The sequence below is a fragment of the Pseudomonas fluorescens group sp. genome, from assembly GCF_020093335.1.
Classification (GTDB): Bacteria; Pseudomonadota; Gammaproteobacteria; order Pseudomonadales; family Pseudomonadaceae; genus Aquipseudomonas; species Aquipseudomonas petroselini.
On the sequence record NZ_JAIOKW010000020.1, the window covers coordinates 24,532 to 40,641 of the forward strand.

Sequence of the window (16,110 nt, forward strand, 5' to 3'; positions counted from 1 at the left end):
AGCATCGCCCACCGTGATGCTGTTGGATGTTTCAGGCCGGTCTCCGGGCTCATGAGTGGCGCTTGCGTTAATCAAGCAGGCAGGCCGACGGTGCGCCTTCCCATATCGCTGGCGATACAGTGGCAAAAGGCACCGTCTTGACTCATTTACCGTTGCGGGGGCAGCGCCGGAATTGCGGCAGCACTGTGTACAAGTGCGCTCACTCACCGGCTTCCCTGTTTCACTCCGTCGACCCATGGGTCACGGAGCACCTGGAACAAGCCGCGAAGGTTAGTGGGTTGGGGGTGGAGCGTCAATTAAAGCTGGCCTTGGACTTGAACCAACGCCTCGGCTACCTCCTCTACCCTTACAGGTATTAAGGAGAACACCATGCATAAAACCAGACTTGCCCTACTCATCATGGTCGCCGGCACCCTCGCCGCCTGCGGTGAAAGCTCCACCCTCCAGGTCTCCGACGGCACCGGGCCTTCGCCCAAATTGCCGGAACCGAACAAAACCCTGATCCCCACGGTGAATATCGCGCCCGCCATCGGCTGGCCCGAAGGCGTGAAGCCAACCGCCGCTGCCGACACTCAGGTGGCGGCGTTCGCCGAGGGCCTCGACCACCCGCGCTGGCTGTATGTACTGCCCAACGGCGACGTGCTGGTGGCGGAAACCAACGCGCCCCCCAAGCCGGATGACTCCAAAGGTATTCGTGGCTGGGTCATGGAAAAGGTCATGGGCCGCGCCGGTGCCGGGGTACCGAGCCCGAATCGCATCACACTGCTGCGTGATGCCGACCACGACGGCGTCGCGGAAACCCGCACGGTATTCCTGGAAAATCTTAATTCGCCCTTTGGCATGACACTGGTCGGCAACGACCTGTACGTGGCGGACTCGGACAAGCTGTTGCGCTTTGCCTATCAACCGGGCGAAACCGCGATCAAGCAAGCCGGTACTAAGGTGGTCGACCTGCCAGGCGGGCCGTTGAACCACCACTGGACGAAAAACGTGGTGGCCAGCAAGGATGGCAGCAAGCTGTACGTGAGTGTCGGTTCCAACAGCAACGTGGGGGAAAACGGCCTTGAAGCGGAACAGGGCCGTGCGGCGATCTGGGAAGTGGACCGCGCCAGCGGCCAGCACCGCATTTTCGCCTCCGGCCTGCGCAACCCCAACGGCATGGCCTGGGAACCGCAGACCGGCAAGCTGTGGACAGCGGTCAACGAGCGCGATGAGATCGGCAGCGACCTGGTGCCGGACTACATCACCTCGGTCAAGGATGGCGCCTTCTATGGCTGGCCGTTCAGCTACTACGGCCAGCATGTAGACGTGCGCGTCAACCCACAGAATCTCGACCTGGTGGCCAAAGCGATTGCACCGGATTACGCGGTAGGCCCCCATACGGCGTCGTTAGGCCTGACATTCGCAGAGGGCAGCAAGCTTCCAGCGCAATTCAGCCACGGCGCGTTCATCGGCCAGCATGGTTCGTGGAACCGCAAGCCGCACAGTGGCTACAAGGTGATCTTCGTGCCGTTCGAAGGTGGGCAGCCCAAAGGACAGCCGGTGGACGTGCTGACCGGGTTCCTCGACAAGGATGAGAAAGCCATGGGCCGGCCGGTAGGTGTGGTGATTGATCAGCAGGGGGATTTGCTGGTGGCCGATGACGTGGGAAATAAGGTGTGGCGCGTGTCGGCGGCTAAATAAACACCGCAAAGCCAATGTGGGAGGGGGTTTGCTGTGATTAGGGGAGGCGCGAAGATTCGACTAGTCCCCCGCCGGGTTCACTGAGGATCCGGTGGGGCCGCTTCGCAGCCCAGCGCAGGGCAAGCCTGCTCACCACAGCAAGCCCACCTTTGGGCCTGGGTTTAATTCAGGGATTACGCGCCAGATTCGCCGGCAACACGCGTTTGGCGCTCAGGTAGGCATTCTGCCAATACGCCTTGGACAGGGTATCCAGCTTCACCGTACCGCCGGTTTGCGGCGCGTGCACAAAGCGGCCCTCCCCCACGTAGATCCCGGCATGGCTGACCTGGGAACCGCCACCGGTGGCGAAGAACAAGAGGTCGCCGGTCTGCAGGTTTTGCTCGCTGACATCCTGGGCGCGCATCACAATCAGTTCACGGGTGGTACGCGGCAAGGAGATCCCGGCAGCATCACGGAAGACAAACCCAATCAGGCCGCTGCAATCAAACCCCGAGTCCGGGGTATTCCCCCCCCAACGGTACGGCGTGCCGACCAGGCCAAGCGCACGGAAAAGCACGTCTTCGGCCGCAGGCGAGAAATTCTGGGTGGAGTAGTTGAACACCGGCTTAGGTTTCACCGCGACAGGCGCGGGCGACGGTGGACGGCTTGCGCAGGCGCTGAGCAGCGCGGCGCAAACAATAAGAATCAGGCGGGCCGAGGTCGACATGTGCAGAACAATCCTGGTCTGGATGCGGCTTTCGCTGCCGAACGCTGAAAACCAGAACGCGCAAGCAAAGCTCGCGCGAACGGATTACAACAATGTCCAGGGATTCTAGCGCTTACACGTCAAACTTCAAGTATCACTTTAAGTTTACTTGCTAGCGGTAACCGTAGTCGGGGCCATGGCGAGTGCGCGCTTGGCTTCGATGAAGGTTTTGCTCCAGTAGCTGTCACCCAGGTTGTCGACTCGAACACCGCCACTGCGACGGCTGCTGGAGTGGATAAACTGGTTATCGCCCAGGTAGATACCGGCATGGCTCACTCGACCACGGCCAGCTGTACTGAAGAAAAGCAGATCACCGGGCTTGAGGTTGTTGCGTGCGACCAACGGTGCATTCACGTTGATCATTTCGCGGGTAGAACGCGGCAGGTTCATGCCAGCTTCTTCGCGAAACAGGTAACCGATGAAGCCGCTGCAGTCGAAACCGGCTTCAGAGGTACCACCGAAACGGTAACGGGTACCGATCAGGGACATGCCGCGTTCGAGGATGCTGTCGGCCAGCACTGGAAGCTGATAAGGCTTGCTGCCGGCGAAGTTGGCCAGCTCTTTTTCGGTTGCCATTTCTTCTTCGTAAACAGAAGCAGACTGTGCAGCAACGAACTTTGCCTGATTTTGAACCTGTGGTTTTTGCTGTTCCGCCACCTGCTGAGGGTGGGAGGCGCAACCAAACAACAGGGTAACGAGTGCGAGAGGCACGAGGGGTGCGAAGCGATTTAGCATGGGCACGACCGTGGCTGATATGTAAAGAAGTCGAGACTATGCCCACTATCACATCGATTTGCAAATTCAATCGTGATCTATGTGACTTCGCGATTGGACTATGACATCTAAGCCGTAATTCCATTTATCGGTTCAAATGCGTAGCCAACGCGGCTCAAACGCAGGTTTCCTGGCGCCTGAAAACTGGCGAGCCCCGTAAATTCAACGAGTTACCAGCCCAACGTTTCCTTGAGAAAAGGGATCGTCAATTTTCGTTGAGCTTGCAAAGAAGCCTGGTCGAGCTGTTCGAGCAAGTCGAACAACGCGCTCATGCTGCGCGTGCCACGGGTGAGGATAAAATGCCCGACCTCGTCGGTGAGGTGCAGGCCGCGACGGGAGGCACGCAGTTGCAAGGCGCGCAACTTGTCTTCGTCGGACAGCGGGCGCATTTGGAAGATCAGTGCCAGGGTCAGCCGTGACTTGAGGTCGGCCAGCTTGATCGGCAGCTCCCGTGGCGAGCTGGACGCCGCAATCAGCAGGCGCCGACCGCTGTCCCGCAAGCGGTTGAATAAGTGAAACAGCGCTTCTTCCCAATCGGCCTTGCCGGCGATCGCTTGCAGATCGTCCAGGCATACCAGCTCGTATTGCTCGAGGTGGTCGAAGATGCCGATGCCACGGTCCATCAACTCAGCCAGAGGCAAGTAAACCGCCGGCTCACCCATCTGCTCGAAACGCAGGCAAGCGGCCTGCAACAGGTGGGTACGCCCTACGCCGTGCTTGCCCCACAGATAGATCAGGCTTTCGGTCCACCCGGCGTCGGCTTCGCAAAGCCGCTCGACATAGCCGAGTGCAGCGGCATTGGCGCCTGGGTAGTAGTTGATAAAGGTGGCGTCATCACGCAGACGCACACCCAAGGGCAGCTGAATCGGTTTCATGCTGACTGAACGGCTCCAAACGAACCGTTAGTGGCCTCTGTGTAAAGTTTGCAAAGTTTATACCCGTGACGCCGGGCGCACAATGCAACAGACCCCAAGCAAAATCAAAGGTTTGCGTTAACTTGTTGGATTTACGCAGATTGTTTGACGCCGCTGCTCCAGAAACAACAAACCCGGCCTGGGCCGGGTTTGCAAAGAAGCGGTTACAGGTCGGGGTCTTCGACCCCTGTATACACCTCCGAATCCTTGTACAGATCATGCACATGGCGCACCAGCACCATGATCACCGCCGCCACCGGCAGCGCCAGCAGGATGCCGGTAAAGCCGAACAGCTCCCCGCCCGCCAGGATCGCAAAGATCACCGCCACCGGGTGCAGGCCAATCCGATCGCCTACCAGCAACGGCGTCAGCACCATGCCTTCCAAGGCCTGGCCGACCATGAACACCGCCACAATGCCCAGCATCGGATACAGGTCACCGCCAAACTGGAACAGCCCGGCCACCAGTGCCGCACCGATACCGATCACAAAGCCCATGTACGGCACGATCGCGGCGAGGCCGGCGATCAGGCCGATCAACAGGCCCAGTTCCAGGCCGATGGCCATCAAGCCGGCCGCGTAGATGATCCCCAGGGCCAGCATCACCAGCAACTGCCCACGCACGAATGCACCGAGCACCTCATGGCATTCCTCGGCGAGCGAGACGATTCGCTCCTCACGGTTGCGCGGCAGCAGGCTGCGGATCTTGGCCATCATGATGTCCCAGTCGCGCAGCAGGTAGAACGCGACCACCGGGATCAGCACCAGGTTGGTCAACCAGCCAATCAGCGCCAGGCTGGATGCGGTTGCCTGACTGAGAATGACACCGACGATATCGGTGGTCTGCCCCATGTGCTCGCTGATGGCCGCCTTGACCTTGTCGAACTTCCAGAAGCCATCCGCCAGGCCTAACTTAGCCTGGGCCCACGGCATGGCCGTGTGCTGCAGCCAATCGAGCATCTGCGGTGCCAATTCATACAGGCGGAACAGCTGCTTGGCCAACATCGGCACCAGCACCAACACCAACGCCGTGATAATCAAGGTAAACAGCGCGAACACCGCCACCACCCCCCAGGTCCGCGACAGCCCGGCCTTCTCCAAGCGATCCACCACCGGATCGAACAGGTAGGCCAGCAGCAACGCGACCAGGAACGGCGTCAGGATCGAATGCAGCAAGAAGACAAAAACGCACAGCAGGACGACCCCGCCAAGCCACACCCAACGACGCGTATCCGCCATATACCACTCCACCTATATAAAGAAGAAAACTTCTACCAACGAAAACGCAGCTGCGCTTGAGGCTCAGGTGCTACCGCAGGCTGCGTGCCATCTGTCACGGGTTGCTGGGCCGGCGCCTCGCCTGCGGGAATCTCCTGCAACTTGGCCAAGCTCAACTGGATGCGCAACTGATCGGCACTGCCGTTGACGCGATACACAATACGATTGCCATCCACTAACTGTGGTTGGCCGCCAAAAGGCTCCAGCAGATGGCCCAGCGCTGCATAGCGCTCCAGGGTCATGCCTTGCACTTCGAGCAGTTGTTCCGTGCTCACACCCGGCTTGACCGCAAAACGTGGCGCCAGCTTCTGGCTGACCGCCAGCATCACCGCATCCGCCACGGCGCCGGTGTCGGCCCCTTGGGCGGTGCCCTGCTCGCTCTTGTCGCCCAACCACAAACGCCATTTGGCTTGCCATTGACTCCCTTCCTGGCGCGCATGCACAGCCAGCAAGGCGTCGGCGCCGTAACGCTCGGAAGCGGCACGCAAAGGTGTGGCGTCAGCACTTTCCAGATTCGGTGCGGTGGCGACCACCTGCTCATCCAAGTCACCCAGCGGCAGGCGCAGCGGCAGGCCACGGTGTTGTGCCGCACGACGCAGCGCCTGGGCCACGGCCTGGCCATCGCCCACCAGGCTGCTGCCTTCGGTGGAGTCGTTCAGCCACCAGCCGAGGATCGATGGCCGATTGCTGCCCCAGATCGACAGGCCCGCTTCACGCAGGACGCGATCAGTGCTCACCGGGTCGAAATCCACTTGCAGGCTTTCCGGCGGGCCGGCGTCGTAGCCGTATTGGCTGATGATTTGTTGCGGGTCCTTGCGAACCGCCGCCAGGCCCGGGCCATCGGCGGCCTTGGCGTCGCCGGTCAGGCGGATCACCAGGGTCTGCACGGCACGCTGGGTGGCTTGGTCGCGCTCTTGCGGCGATTGGCTGCTGACGGGTTCGAGTACTTGATAAAGGCCATTGAGGGTTTCGGCATGACTCGCCAGGCTGACCAACGACAAGCAGCCTACAAAGAAGAATTTACACAGACGCATGGAAGATTCCCGAACGACAAATTTAGCGGCTGGAACAGACCGCGTGAACTCGGTTTGGCAAGGCTGTGACCACAGCCACCGGTAAAACATTCACAGGGTCTTGGTAAGTTTTCGTACTGTCATAACGATAGCGGGTTAAAGGCTATACCTTAATACGCGCCGAAGCAGACCCCATCAGCATTTTTTTAACCGGCTTTTTTAACCTATATGGCCCTGCCCGTCGGCCCGAGGATGGCCGCTGCCCCTCAAGCCTGATAAAATCGCGCGCCTTCGCAGACCGTCAACGGCTGGGCCTTTTACCAAAAGCGCCTGCCCGCTCGGTCGTTACCCCTGAATCCCCCCTAAAGGCCTGGATCATGAGCAAGCAACCCTCCCTGAGCTACAAGGACGCCGGTGTAGACATCGACGCCGGTGAAGCATTGGTCGAACGCATCAAGAGCGTCGCCAAGCGCACTGCGCGCCCCGAAGTCATGGGCGGCCTGGGCGGTTTTGGCGCCCTCTGCGAAATCCCGGCCGGCTACAAGCAGCCTGTCCTGGTGTCCGGCACCGACGGCGTGGGCACCAAGCTGCGCCTGGCACTGAACCTGAACAAGCACGACACCATTGGCATCGACCTGGTTGCCATGTGCGTCAACGACCTGGTGGTGTGCGGCGCCGAGCCGTTGTTCTTCCTGGACTACTACGCCACCGGCAAGCTGAACGTGGACACCGCTGCCCAAGTGGTCACCGGCATCGGCGCGGGTTGCGAGCTGTCGGGTTGCTCCCTGGTCGGCGGCGAAACCGCTGAAATGCCAGGCATGTACGAAGGCGAAGACTACGACCTGGCCGGCTTCTGCGTCGGCGTGGTGGAAAAAGCCGAAATCATCGACGGCTCCAAAGTCGCTGCCGGTGACGCCCTGCTGGCCCTGCCCTCTTCCGGCCCACACTCCAACGGTTACTCGCTGATCCGCAAGATCATCGAAGTGTCCGGCGCCGACATCGAGAACACCCAGCTCGACGGCAAGCCGCTGACCGACCTGCTGATGGCCCCGACCCGCATCTACGTCAAGCCACTGCTCAAGCTGATCAAGGACACTGGCGCAGTCAAAGCCATGGCCCACATCACTGGCGGCGGTCTGCTGGACAACATCCCGCGCGTACTGCCAAAAGGCGCCCAGGCGATCGTCGACGTGGCCAGCTGGCAGCGTCCTGCGGTATTCGACTGGCTGCAAGAGAAAGGCAACGTTGACGAAACCGAAATGCACCGCGTGCTGAACTGCGGCGTCGGCATGGTCATCTGCGTGGCGCAAGAACACGTTGAAACCGCGCTGAACGTATTGCGTGAAGCCGGCGAGCAGCCATGGGTCATCGGCCAGATCGCCACTGCCCCGGAAGGCGCAGCTCAGGTCGAACTGAAGAACCTCAAGGCTCACTGATGCCTCAGACCTGTGATGTCGTGGTGCTGCTTTCCGGCACCGGCAGTAACTTGCAGGCCTTGATCGACAGCACGCGCACCGGCGACAGCCCGGTGCGCATTGCTGCGGTGATCTCCAACCGCAGCGACGCCTACGGCCTGCAACGTGCCAGGGACGCGGGTATCGAAACCCGCTCTCTGGATCACAAGACGTTCGATGGCCGCGAGGCCTTCGACAGTGCCTTGATCGAACTCATCGACGCCTTCAACCCCAAACTCGTGGTACTCGCCGGTTTCATGCGCATCCTCAGCGCTGATTTCGTGCGGCATTACGAAGGGCGCCTGCTCAATATCCACCCTTCCCTGCTGCCCAAGTACAAAGGCATGCACACGCACCAGCGTGCGCTCGACGCCGGCGACAGCGAGCATGGCTGCAGCGTGCACTTCGTCACCGAGGAACTCGATGGCGGGCCTCTGGTCGTACAGGCAGTGGTTCCGGTAGAGTCTGACGACTCGGCGCAGAGCCTTGCGCAACGGGTTCACACCCAGGAACACAGGATTTACCCGCTGGCCGTTCGCTGGTTTGCCGAGGGGCGGTTGATTCTCGGTGACCAGGGTGCATTATTGGACGGTCAGTTACTTGCGGCCAGCGGCCACTTGATTCGAACCTAGGAGATTTTATGCGTCGCGCCCTGCTCTTCGCTTTTGCGCTGTTCGCCTTGCCTGCCGTGCAAGCAGCAGACCTACACCCTTTCTCCGTCAGCTACACCGCCGACTGGAAACAGTTGCCCATGAGTGGTTCGGCCGAACGCAGCCTTGCCAAGAATGGCGATGGCACTTGGACCTTGAACTTCAAGGCGTCCATGATGATCGCCAGCCTGACCGAAACCAGCGTGATCCAGTTTGACAAGGACACCCTGCAACCGAAGAGCTACACCTTCGAACGCGGTGGCCTGGGCAAGGCGAAGAAGATCAACCTGGACTTCGACCAGACCGCCAAGAAAGTCACCGGTTTTGAAAACAAAGACCCGGTCAACGTCGCCCTGCAAAGCGGCATGCTCGACAAGTCGACCTACCAGTTGGCCCTGCAGCGCGATGTGGCTGCCGGCAAAAAGAGCATGAGCTACAACGTGGTCGAAGGCACCGACGTCGACACCTACGACTTCCGCGTGATCGGCCCGGAAAAGGTCCAGACCAAGGTCGGCTCCATCGACGCCATCAAGGTCGAGCGCGTGCGTGACCCGACACAAAGCAAGCGCATCACCCAGATGTGGTTTGCCAAGGACCAGGGCGGCATCCTGGTTGCTCTGCGCCAGGTGGAAACCGACGGCAAGGAATACAACATCATGCTGCAGGACGGCACCGTTGACGGTAAGGCTGTCAAAGGTAGCTGATCGGTAGCTGGAACAAGGAGCCTCGCGAATGCGGGGCTTTTTTTCGCCTGTCGATTGAGCTGCCCCTGACGCGAACATGAAACTTTTGTCATAAAACTCAGCACCCTGCGGCGCAATGTCGCGGTTTACGCGGCCTGCAGGACTGTTGCATTTGCTGCAATGAATTGTTGCGCGAAAAGTCGGTTTACTTAGCAAGCTAACAAAACATATAACAAAGGCCTGCGACGACTTGCCGCAGATCCACCAGAGATTGGAGCAAGCAGATGACTGTAAAAGTAACTGAACGCGACGACGAACATATGTCCCACGAAGCACTGGGCCATGGGATTCACATCTGGGATGTACACCAGCAAGACCTGCTGGTCGGCATGTTTCACAATGAGAGCGACGCTCATAATTATAAAAACGAGCTTGAATCGCTTGAGATGAAACGCCAGGCACAAAGCTCCTGAAGTTACCGTGTAGTGAGCGGGCTTGCCCCGCGCTGGGTGGCGAAGCCGCCCCACAAAAAACGCCGCATTCTTTCAGGGAGAATGCGGCGTTTGCGTTTTCGGGGCCGCTTCGCAGCCCAACGCAGGGCAAGCCTGCTCACCCCAGGCAAGCGCGCTCACCAAAGGACAAGCCCGCTCAGCACAATGGGTTGCTACCGCCTTACCACATCAGATCATCCGGGATCTGGTAGGCGGCGTACGGATCATCCTCGTCCGGCACCTGGCTTTCGGTGAGGATGTTGAGCTGCACGATACGCTCAGGTGCGCGCTCCTGGATCTTCAGCGCCGCTTCGCGCGGGATCACCTCATAGCTGCCACCGTGATGCACGATCGCCAGGGAGCCATTGCTCAGCTTGTTGCGCATCAGCGTGTTGACCGACAGGCGCTTGACCTTCTTGTCATCCACGAAGTTGTAGTAGTCCTCGGTGGTCAGCTTGGGCAGGCGCGAGGTCTCGATCAGTTGCTTGACCTGCGCCGTGCGGGCCTTGGCCTCGGCTTTTTCCTGCTGCTGGCGGTTCAGTTCCTGGTCGCGCTTGACCTTCTCGGCATGTGCCTCGGCTGCCAGGCGGGCCTGGGTGTCATCGACCTCGGCCTGGCCTTTGTGAACCAGGCGTTGCTGTTTCTGTTTCTCTTTGCCGACCTGCTTGGCCTGCTTTTGGTTGACCAGACCTGCTTTGAGCAACTGGTCGCGAAGGGAAAGGCTCATGGTGCTTACTCACTTAGGCAACTGCTCAACCGCAGCTGGACACGTTCTTTTCCTGACGTTTGGCTTCGCCCCAGAGGGCATCCAACGTTTCGAGGGTGCAATCTTCTATGGGTTGGTGCGTGTCGCGCAATGCCTGTTCGATAAATCGGAAACGTCGTTCGAACTTGGCATTGGCCCCACGCAAAGCGGTTTCCGGGTCGACCTTGAGGTGACGGGCCAGGTTGACCGCGGCAAACAGCAGGTCACCGACCTCATCGGCAATGGCCGACGGATCGTTATCGGCCATGGCCTCGAGCACTTCATCCAACTCTTCGCGCACGTTATCCACCACCGGCAAGGCAGACGGCCAGTCGAAACCGACCTGGCTGGCGCGCTTTTGCAATTTGGCGGCACGGGACAAGGACGGCAACGCGGTAGGCACATCGTCCAGCAGGGATAGTTGCTCCGGTGCGTCGGACTTTTCCGCGCGCTCCTCGGCCTTGATCTGCTCCCAACGTGCCTTGACCTGCTCTTCGCTCAGGTGCGGGATATCCAGCGGCGCATACAGATCGCCGGTGGGGAACACATGGGGATGGCGACGGATGAGCTTGCGCGTAATGCTGTCGACCACTCCGGCAAATTCGAAGCGTCCTTCCTCCCGTGCCAGCTGGCTGTAATACACCACCTGAAACAACAGGTCGCCCAGCTCGCCTTGCAGGTGATCGAAGTCACCGCGCTCGATGGCGTCGGCGACTTCATAGGCTTCTTCCAACGTGTGCGGGACGATAGTCGCGTAGGTTTGCTTGATGTCCCATGGGCACCCGTATTGCGGGTCGCGCAGGCGGTTCATCAGGTGCAGCAGGTCTTCGAGTGAATACATCGGTCTCTTTCCGCTGAAGATCAAATGTGGGAGGGGGCAAGCCCTCTCCCACATTTATGACCGCATCAAGGGGTGCGGTTGCGCCGGGTTTCAATGATGTTCGGCAACTGGGAAATCCGCCCCAGCAACCGCCCCAATGCGTCCAACCCCGGAATCTCGATGGTCAGGGACATCAACGCGGTGTTGTCCTCTTTATTCGAGCGGGTGTTGACCGCCAGCACGTTGATGCGCTCGTTGAGCAGCACTTGCGACACGTCACGCAGTAAGCCGGAACGGTCGTAGGCGCGGATGATGATGTCCACCGGGTAGGTGAGCACCGGTACCGGCCCCCAGCTGACCTGGATGATCCGCTCCGGCTCACGCCCGCCCAGTTGCAGCACCGAGGCGCAGTCCTGGCGGTGAATACTCACGCCACGGCCCTGGGTGATGTAACCGACGATGGCATCGCCCGGCAACGGCTGGCAGCAGCCGGCTATTTGCGTCATCAGATTGCCCACGCCCTGGATCTGGATATCGCCGCGCTTGCCGGGCTTGTAGCCGGTGGCCTTGCGTGGGATCAGTTCCAGCTGTTCGCTGCCGCGCTCCGGCTCGACCAACTGCTGGGCCAGGTTGACCAGTTGCGCCAGGCGCAAGTCGCCGGCACCCAGCGCGGCAAACATGTCTTCGGCGATCTTCATGTTGGCTTTTTCGGCCAACTTGTCGAAGTCCACCTGAGGCAGGCCCAGGCGTGCCAGTTCGCGTTCAAGCAAGGTTTTACCCGCCGCGACGTTCTGGTCACGTGCCTGCAACTTGAACCAATGGACGATCTTCGCCCGCGCCCGCGACGTGGTGATGTAGCCGAGGTTGGGGTTCAGCCAGTCACGGCTCGGCGTGCCGTGCTTGCTGGTGATGATCTCGACCTGCTCACCGGTCTGCAGGCTGTAGTTGAGCGGCACGATGCGCCCGTTGATCTTGGCGCCCCGGCAGTTGTGACCGATTTCGGTGTGTACGCGGTAGGCAAAATCCAGCGGGGTGGCGCCCTTGGGCAGGTCGATGGCGTGTCCGTCGGGCGTGAAGATATAGACCCGGTCCGGTTCGATATCCACACGCAACTGTTCGGCCAGGCCGCCGATGTCGCCGAGTTCTTCGTGCCATTCCAGCACTTGGCGCAGCCAGGAGATTTTCTCTTCGTACTGGTTGGACCCGGCCTTGACGTCGGTGCCCTTGTAGCGCCAGTGCGCACAGACACCCAGCTCGGCCTCTTCGTGCATGGCGTGCGTGCGGATCTGCACTTCCAGCACCTTGCCCTCGGGGCCGATCACCGCCGTGTGCAAGGAGCGATAGCCGTTTTCCTTGGGGTTGGCGATGTAGTCGTCAAACTCCTTGGGAATGTGCCGCCACAGGGTATGGACGATACCGAGCGCGGTGTAGCAGTCACGCATTTCCGGCACCAGCACACGTACGGCACGCACGTCGTAGATCTGGCTGAAGGCCAGGCCCTTGCGCTGCATTTTGCGCCAGATGGAATAGATGTGTTTGGCGCGACCGCTGATGTCGGCCTCGACGCCGGTGGCCTGCAACTCGGAGCGCAACTGGTTCATCACGTCGGCGATAAAGCGCTCACGGTCGAGCCGCCGCTCGTGCAGCAAGGTGGCAATCTGTTTGTATTGATCGGGTTCGAGGTAGCGGAAGGACAGGTCCTCCAACTCCCATTTGATATGGCCGATACCCAAGCGGTGCGCCAGGGGTGCATAGATGTCGAAGACTTCGCGGGCAACGCGGTTGCGCTTTTCGTCGTCGGCCGTCTTCACCGCCCGGATGGCGCAGGTGCGTTCGGCCAGCTTGATCAGGGCCACACGAACGTCATCGACCATCGCCACAAGCATCTTGCGCAGGTTCTCGACCTGGCCCTGGGTGCCCAGCACCATGGATTGACGCGGGCTGAGGCTGGCGCTGATCGCGGCCATGCGCAGCACGCCGTCGATCAGCTTGGCCACCACGGTGCCGAAACGCTGGCTGACGATGGGCAACGCGATGTGCCCTTCGCGCACGCCGCGATAGAGTACGGCGGCGATCAGCGAGTCCTGGTCCAGTTTAAGATCGGCGAGGATCTCGGCGATCTCCAAGCCGGTGCGAAAACTTGAAGTGCCTTCGGCCCACAGGTTCTTGGCCGCATTGTCTTGCTGCTCAGACTCACGAGCGAACTCGCAGGCTGCTTTCAAGGCTTCACGGTCCAGTGCCGGGTCGACACTGACGGCATGATCCAGCCATGCCTCGAGATTGATACTGCCGTCGGTGTTGATCGGCTGGTGTGCTCTCACCTGTACCATCTTGCTTACCTTCCCTACGACGCACCTTGGATGCGTCAAAAATCATCGCTGACCTGCTTTACCTTGATAAAGCTTACACACACTCCCTGGCAGGTCGCGGCCTTGGAGAATGCAGGCCAGTCGGATTAAACGGGCATCCTAGCCCGCTTCAAATAACGCCATGGCCTCGACATGCGCGGTTTGCGGAAACATGTCGAGGATCCCGGCACGTTTTAGCCGGTAGCCTTGCTTGACCAACTCAACCGTGTCCCGCGCCAGCGTGGCCGGGTTGCAGGACACATACACCAGACGCTTGGCCTTGAGGGTCGCGAGCTTGCGCACAACCTCCAGGGCACCGTCACGAGGTGGGTCCAAGAGTACCGCAGAAAAGCCCTGTTTGGCCCATTCCGCGTCGGTCAAAGGCTGAGACAAATCGGCCTGAAAAAACTGCGCATTATGCAAATTGTTGCTGACGGCGTTGACGGCCGCCCGGTCCACCATGGTCTGTACGCCTTCCACCGCCACCACTTCGCGCACTTGGCGAGCGAGCGGCAGGGCGAAATTGCCCAGGCCGCAAAACAGGTCCAACACCCGCTCATCGGGTTGGGGCGCCAGCCATTCCAGGGCCTGGGCGACCATCGCCGCGTTGACCCCGGCGTTGACTTGGACAAAGTCTCCAGGCCGGTAAGCCAGTTCCAGATCCCACTGTTCCAATCGAAACCCCAGAACCGCATCGGCGTCGACCGGTTCCGGCTGACCCTCGCCATGCAGCCACAGCTGGGCATCATGAAAGGTGCAGAATTCTTTCAAAATGTGCAGGTCCGCTTCGGACAGCGGCGCCATATGCCGCAGCAACACGGCGATGGACGTCCCACTGAACACTTCCACATGCCCCAGCGCCTGAGGTTTGCTCAGGCGGCGGAGCATGTTGGGCAGACGCTGCATGATCGGTTGCAAGGCCTGTACCAGTACCGGGCAATCGTCAATGGCGACGATGTCCTGGCTGGCCACGGCGCGGAAACCGACTGCCAGATGCTTCGCCTTGGCGTCCCAACGCACGGCCACACGGGCGCGGCGACGGTAGCCGAATTCCGGCCCACTTAAGGGTGCGGCCCACTCTTGCGGTTCGACACCGGCCACACGGGACAGTTGCTCGGCGAGCATGCGCTGTTTCAGGGCAAGTTGTTCGGCGTGGGGCAAGTGCTGCACGCTGCAACCGCCGCAGCGGCCGAAGTGCGCGCACGGCGCCGGACGCCGGAGTTCGCTGGACTTGAACACCCGTTCGGTGCGCGCCTCGACGATTTTGCCGTGGGTGCCCAGCACGCGCGCTTCCACGTCTTCGCCGGCCAGTGCGCCGTTCACAAACCAGGTGCGGCCTTCAAAGAACACGATGCCGCGGCCGTCATTGGCCAGGCGCTCGATGGTCAAGCGTTGTTTCTTGCCTACCGGAATCTGCGGGGCCCGGCTGCCGCCCGTCGGCTGGAAGCGCAGGCCTCTCTCGTGCTTGGCCATCAGTTGGGTTCGTCGAAAATGCCGGTCGACAAGTATCGGTCGCCTCGGTCACAGATGATCGCGACGATCACCGCGTTTTCCACCTCTTTGGACAAGCGCAACATGCCGGCCACGGCACCACCGGAGGACACACCGCAGAAGATGCCTTCTTCACGGGCCAGGCGGCGCGTGGTGTCTTCGGCTTCACGCTGGGCCATGTCGATGATGCGGTCCACGCGGGTCGCGTTGTAGATCTTCGGCAGATACTCTTCGGGCCAGCGGCGGATGCCCGGGATGGCCGCGCCTTCCATCGGTTGCAGCCCAACGATCTGGATCGCCGGGTTTTGCTCCTTGAGGTAGCGCGAGTTGCCCATGATGGTACCGGTGGTGCCCATGGAACTGACGAAATGGGTGATGGTGCCCTGGGTCTGGCGCCAGATTTCCGGACCGGTGGTGGTGTAGTGCGCCTCGGGGTTGTCACCGTTGGCGAACTGGTCCAGCACCTGGCCACGGCCTTCGGCGGCCATGCGCTCGGCGAGGTCGCGGGCACCTTCCATGCCCTCTTCCTGGGTCACCAGCACCAGTTCGGCGCCATAGGCGGTCATCGCCGCCTTGCGCTCGGCGCTGCCGTTGTCGGGCATGATCAGCACCATCTTGTAACCCTTGATCGCCGCGGCCATGGCCAGCGCGATCCCGGTGTTACCGGAGGTGGCTTCGATCAGGGTGTCGCCGGGCTTGATCTGCCCGCGCAACTCGGCGCGGGTGATCATCGACAGCGCCGGGCGGTCTTTTACCGAACCGGCCGGGTTGTTCCCTTCAAGCTTGAGCAACAGGGTATTGCTGGTTTCACCCGCCATGCGTTGCAAGCGGACCAGGGGGGTGTTGCCGACGCAATCGGCGATTGTAGGGTACTGCAAGGTCATGGCGTATTCGCAATCCAGACTGCGGGGGCGAACATCATACCGGGAAAGGCCGGCGGGCCATATCACGCAAAGTGCGGTGCTTATGGCTTATAGGAATAAGCGAGCGAGGTGGTGGCTGGGCAGACGCTATCGGGAGCA

15 protein-coding genes and 1 riboswitch are annotated in these 16,110 nt (G+C 60.7%); of the genes, 5 read left to right on the forward strand and 10 right to left on the reverse strand.

The genetic code is table 11. The features are described 5' to 3' along the window. Window positions 1-17 precede the first annotated feature (17 nt). A riboswitch (cobalamin riboswitch) is annotated at window positions 18-270 on the reverse strand. Between the two features lie 99 nt (window positions 271-369). After that, entirely contained in the window at window positions 370-1,683 is a 1,314-nt protein-coding gene (locus K7431_RS19720; RefSeq protein WP_015885242.1) for a PQQ-dependent sugar dehydrogenase, read from the forward strand. 166 nt (window positions 1,684-1,849) lie between these two features. Here K7431_RS19720 and K7431_RS19725 read toward each other — a convergent pair whose 3' ends face one another. The 5 genes from K7431_RS19725 to K7431_RS19745 all read right to left on the reverse strand — a co-directional run bounded on the left by K7431_RS19725 (window position 1,850) and on the right by K7431_RS19745 (window position 6,427). Next, on the reverse strand, window positions 1,850-2,389 hold the full coding sequence (locus K7431_RS19725; RefSeq protein ID WP_015885243.1) for a C40 family peptidase: 540 nt from the start codon (window positions 2,387-2,389) through the stop codon (window positions 1,850-1,852). 144 nt (window positions 2,390-2,533) lie between these two features. Then, window positions 2,534-3,163, reverse strand: a complete 630-nt coding sequence (locus K7431_RS19730; protein WP_043205719.1) for a C40 family peptidase — start codon at window positions 3,161-3,163, stop codon at window positions 2,534-2,536. Window positions 3,164-3,372: 209 nt separating this feature from the next. Continuing rightward, the gene (gene hda / locus K7431_RS19735) at window positions 3,373-4,077 is read right to left on the reverse strand and encodes a DnaA regulatory inactivator Hda (protein WP_015885245.1); all 705 of its coding nucleotides are present in this window, start codon (window positions 4,075-4,077) and stop codon (window positions 3,373-3,375) included. Between the two features lie 203 nt (window positions 4,078-4,280). Beyond that, the gene (locus K7431_RS19740) at window positions 4,281-5,354 is read right to left on the reverse strand and encodes an AI-2E family transporter (protein WP_015885246.1); all 1,074 of its coding nucleotides are present in this window, start codon (window positions 5,352-5,354) and stop codon (window positions 4,281-4,283) included. A 32-nt stretch (window positions 5,355-5,386) separates the two neighbouring features. Further along, complete coding sequence (locus K7431_RS19745) at window positions 5,387-6,427, reverse strand: DUF2066 domain-containing protein (protein ID WP_015885247.1); 1,041 nt, start codon at window positions 6,425-6,427, stop codon at window positions 5,387-5,389. A gap of 356 nt (window positions 6,428-6,783) precedes the next feature. Here K7431_RS19745 and purM point away from each other — a divergent pair, with 356 nt between their 5' ends. The 4 genes from purM to K7431_RS19765 all read left to right on the forward strand — a co-directional run bounded on the left by purM (window position 6,784) and on the right by K7431_RS19765 (window position 9,666). Further along, the gene (gene purM, locus K7431_RS19750; RefSeq protein ID WP_015885248.1) at window positions 6,784-7,842 is read left to right on the forward strand and encodes a phosphoribosylformylglycinamidine cyclo-ligase; all 1,059 of its coding nucleotides are present in this window, start codon (window positions 6,784-6,786) and stop codon (window positions 7,840-7,842) included. Further along, window positions 7,842-8,492 (forward strand): phosphoribosylglycinamide formyltransferase, encoded by a 651-nt coding sequence (gene purN, locus K7431_RS19755; RefSeq protein WP_015885249.1) that lies wholly within the window; start codon window positions 7,842-7,844, stop codon window positions 8,490-8,492. Before purM ends, purN begins: the two co-directional genes overlap by 1 nt. A gap of 8 nt (window positions 8,493-8,500) precedes the next feature. Then, window positions 8,501-9,214: a DUF3108 domain-containing protein gene (locus K7431_RS19760; RefSeq protein WP_015885250.1), complete on the forward strand. Its 714-nt coding sequence runs from the start codon at window positions 8,501-8,503 to the stop codon at window positions 9,212-9,214. Window positions 9,215-9,477: 263 nt separating this feature from the next. Next, on the forward strand, window positions 9,478-9,666 hold the full coding sequence (locus K7431_RS19765; RefSeq protein ID WP_003175379.1) for a hypothetical protein: 189 nt from the start codon (window positions 9,478-9,480) through the stop codon (window positions 9,664-9,666). A 199-nt stretch (window positions 9,667-9,865) separates the two neighbouring features. On the opposite strand, the gene K7431_RS19770 is transcribed toward K7431_RS19765, so the two are convergent. From K7431_RS19770 to cysM, 5 genes are all read right to left on the reverse strand, one after another. Next, complete coding sequence (locus K7431_RS19770; RefSeq protein WP_003230516.1) at window positions 9,866-10,411, reverse strand: DUF2058 domain-containing protein; 546 nt, start codon at window positions 10,409-10,411, stop codon at window positions 9,866-9,868. A gap of 25 nt (window positions 10,412-10,436) precedes the next feature. Beyond that, on the reverse strand, window positions 10,437-11,270 hold the full coding sequence (gene mazG / locus K7431_RS19775; RefSeq protein ID WP_015885251.1) for a nucleoside triphosphate pyrophosphohydrolase: 834 nt from the start codon (window positions 11,268-11,270) through the stop codon (window positions 10,437-10,439). Window positions 11,271-11,335: 65 nt separating this feature from the next. Beyond that, window positions 11,336-13,579, reverse strand: a complete 2,244-nt coding sequence (relA, locus tag K7431_RS19780; protein ID WP_015885252.1) for a GTP diphosphokinase — start codon at window positions 13,577-13,579, stop codon at window positions 11,336-11,338. A gap of 138 nt (window positions 13,580-13,717) precedes the next feature. Further along, entirely contained in the window at window positions 13,718-15,070 is a 1,353-nt protein-coding gene (gene rlmD / locus K7431_RS19785) for a 23S rRNA (uracil(1939)-C(5))-methyltransferase RlmD (protein WP_015885253.1), read from the reverse strand. Then, window positions 15,070-15,972, reverse strand: coding sequence for a cysteine synthase CysM (cysM, locus tag K7431_RS19790; protein WP_015885254.1), 903 nt, complete (start codon window positions 15,970-15,972; stop codon window positions 15,070-15,072). Before cysM ends, rlmD begins: the two co-directional genes overlap by 1 nt. Window positions 15,973-16,110 lie beyond the last annotated feature (138 nt).

Excerpts from the sequence above, each read along its gene's own strand:
- K7431_RS19720 (WP_015885242.1), top strand. The coding sequence starts at position 370 with ATGCATAAAACCAGACTTGCCCTACTCATCATGGTCGCCGGCACCCTC.
- K7431_RS19725 (WP_015885243.1), bottom strand. The coding sequence starts at position 2,389 with ATGTCGACCTCGGCCCGCCTGATTCTTATTGTTTGCGCCGCGCTGCTC.
- K7431_RS19730 (WP_043205719.1), bottom strand. The coding sequence starts at position 3,163 with ATGCTAAATCGCTTCGCACCCCTCGTGCCTCTCGCACTCGTTACCCTG.
- hda (WP_015885245.1), bottom strand. The coding sequence starts at position 4,077 with ATGAAACCGATTCAGCTGCCCTTGGGTGTGCGTCTGCGTGATGACGCC.
- K7431_RS19740 (WP_015885246.1), bottom strand. The coding sequence starts at position 5,354 with ATGGCGGATACGCGTCGTTGGGTGTGGCTTGGCGGGGTCGTCCTGCTG.
- K7431_RS19745 (WP_015885247.1), bottom strand. The coding sequence starts at position 6,427 with ATGCGTCTGTGTAAATTCTTCTTTGTAGGCTGCTTGTCGTTGGTCAGC.
- purM (WP_015885248.1), top strand. The coding sequence starts at position 6,784 with ATGAGCAAGCAACCCTCCCTGAGCTACAAGGACGCCGGTGTAGACATC.
- purN (WP_015885249.1), top strand. The coding sequence starts at position 7,842 with ATGCCTCAGACCTGTGATGTCGTGGTGCTGCTTTCCGGCACCGGCAGT.
- K7431_RS19760 (WP_015885250.1), top strand. The coding sequence starts at position 8,501 with ATGCGTCGCGCCCTGCTCTTCGCTTTTGCGCTGTTCGCCTTGCCTGCC.
- K7431_RS19765 (WP_003175379.1), top strand. The coding sequence starts at position 9,478 with ATGACTGTAAAAGTAACTGAACGCGACGACGAACATATGTCCCACGAA.
- K7431_RS19770 (WP_003230516.1), bottom strand. The coding sequence starts at position 10,411 with ATGAGCCTTTCCCTTCGCGACCAGTTGCTCAAAGCAGGTCTGGTCAAC.
- mazG (WP_015885251.1), bottom strand. The coding sequence starts at position 11,270 with ATGTATTCACTCGAAGACCTGCTGCACCTGATGAACCGCCTGCGCGAC.
- relA (WP_015885252.1), bottom strand. The coding sequence starts at position 13,579 with ATGGTACAGGTGAGAGCACACCAGCCGATCAACACCGACGGCAGTATC.
- rlmD (WP_015885253.1), bottom strand. The coding sequence starts at position 15,070 with ATGGCCAAGCACGAGAGAGGCCTGCGCTTCCAGCCGACGGGCGGCAGC.
- cysM (WP_015885254.1), bottom strand. The coding sequence starts at position 15,972 with ATGACCTTGCAGTACCCTACAATCGCCGATTGCGTCGGCAACACCCCC.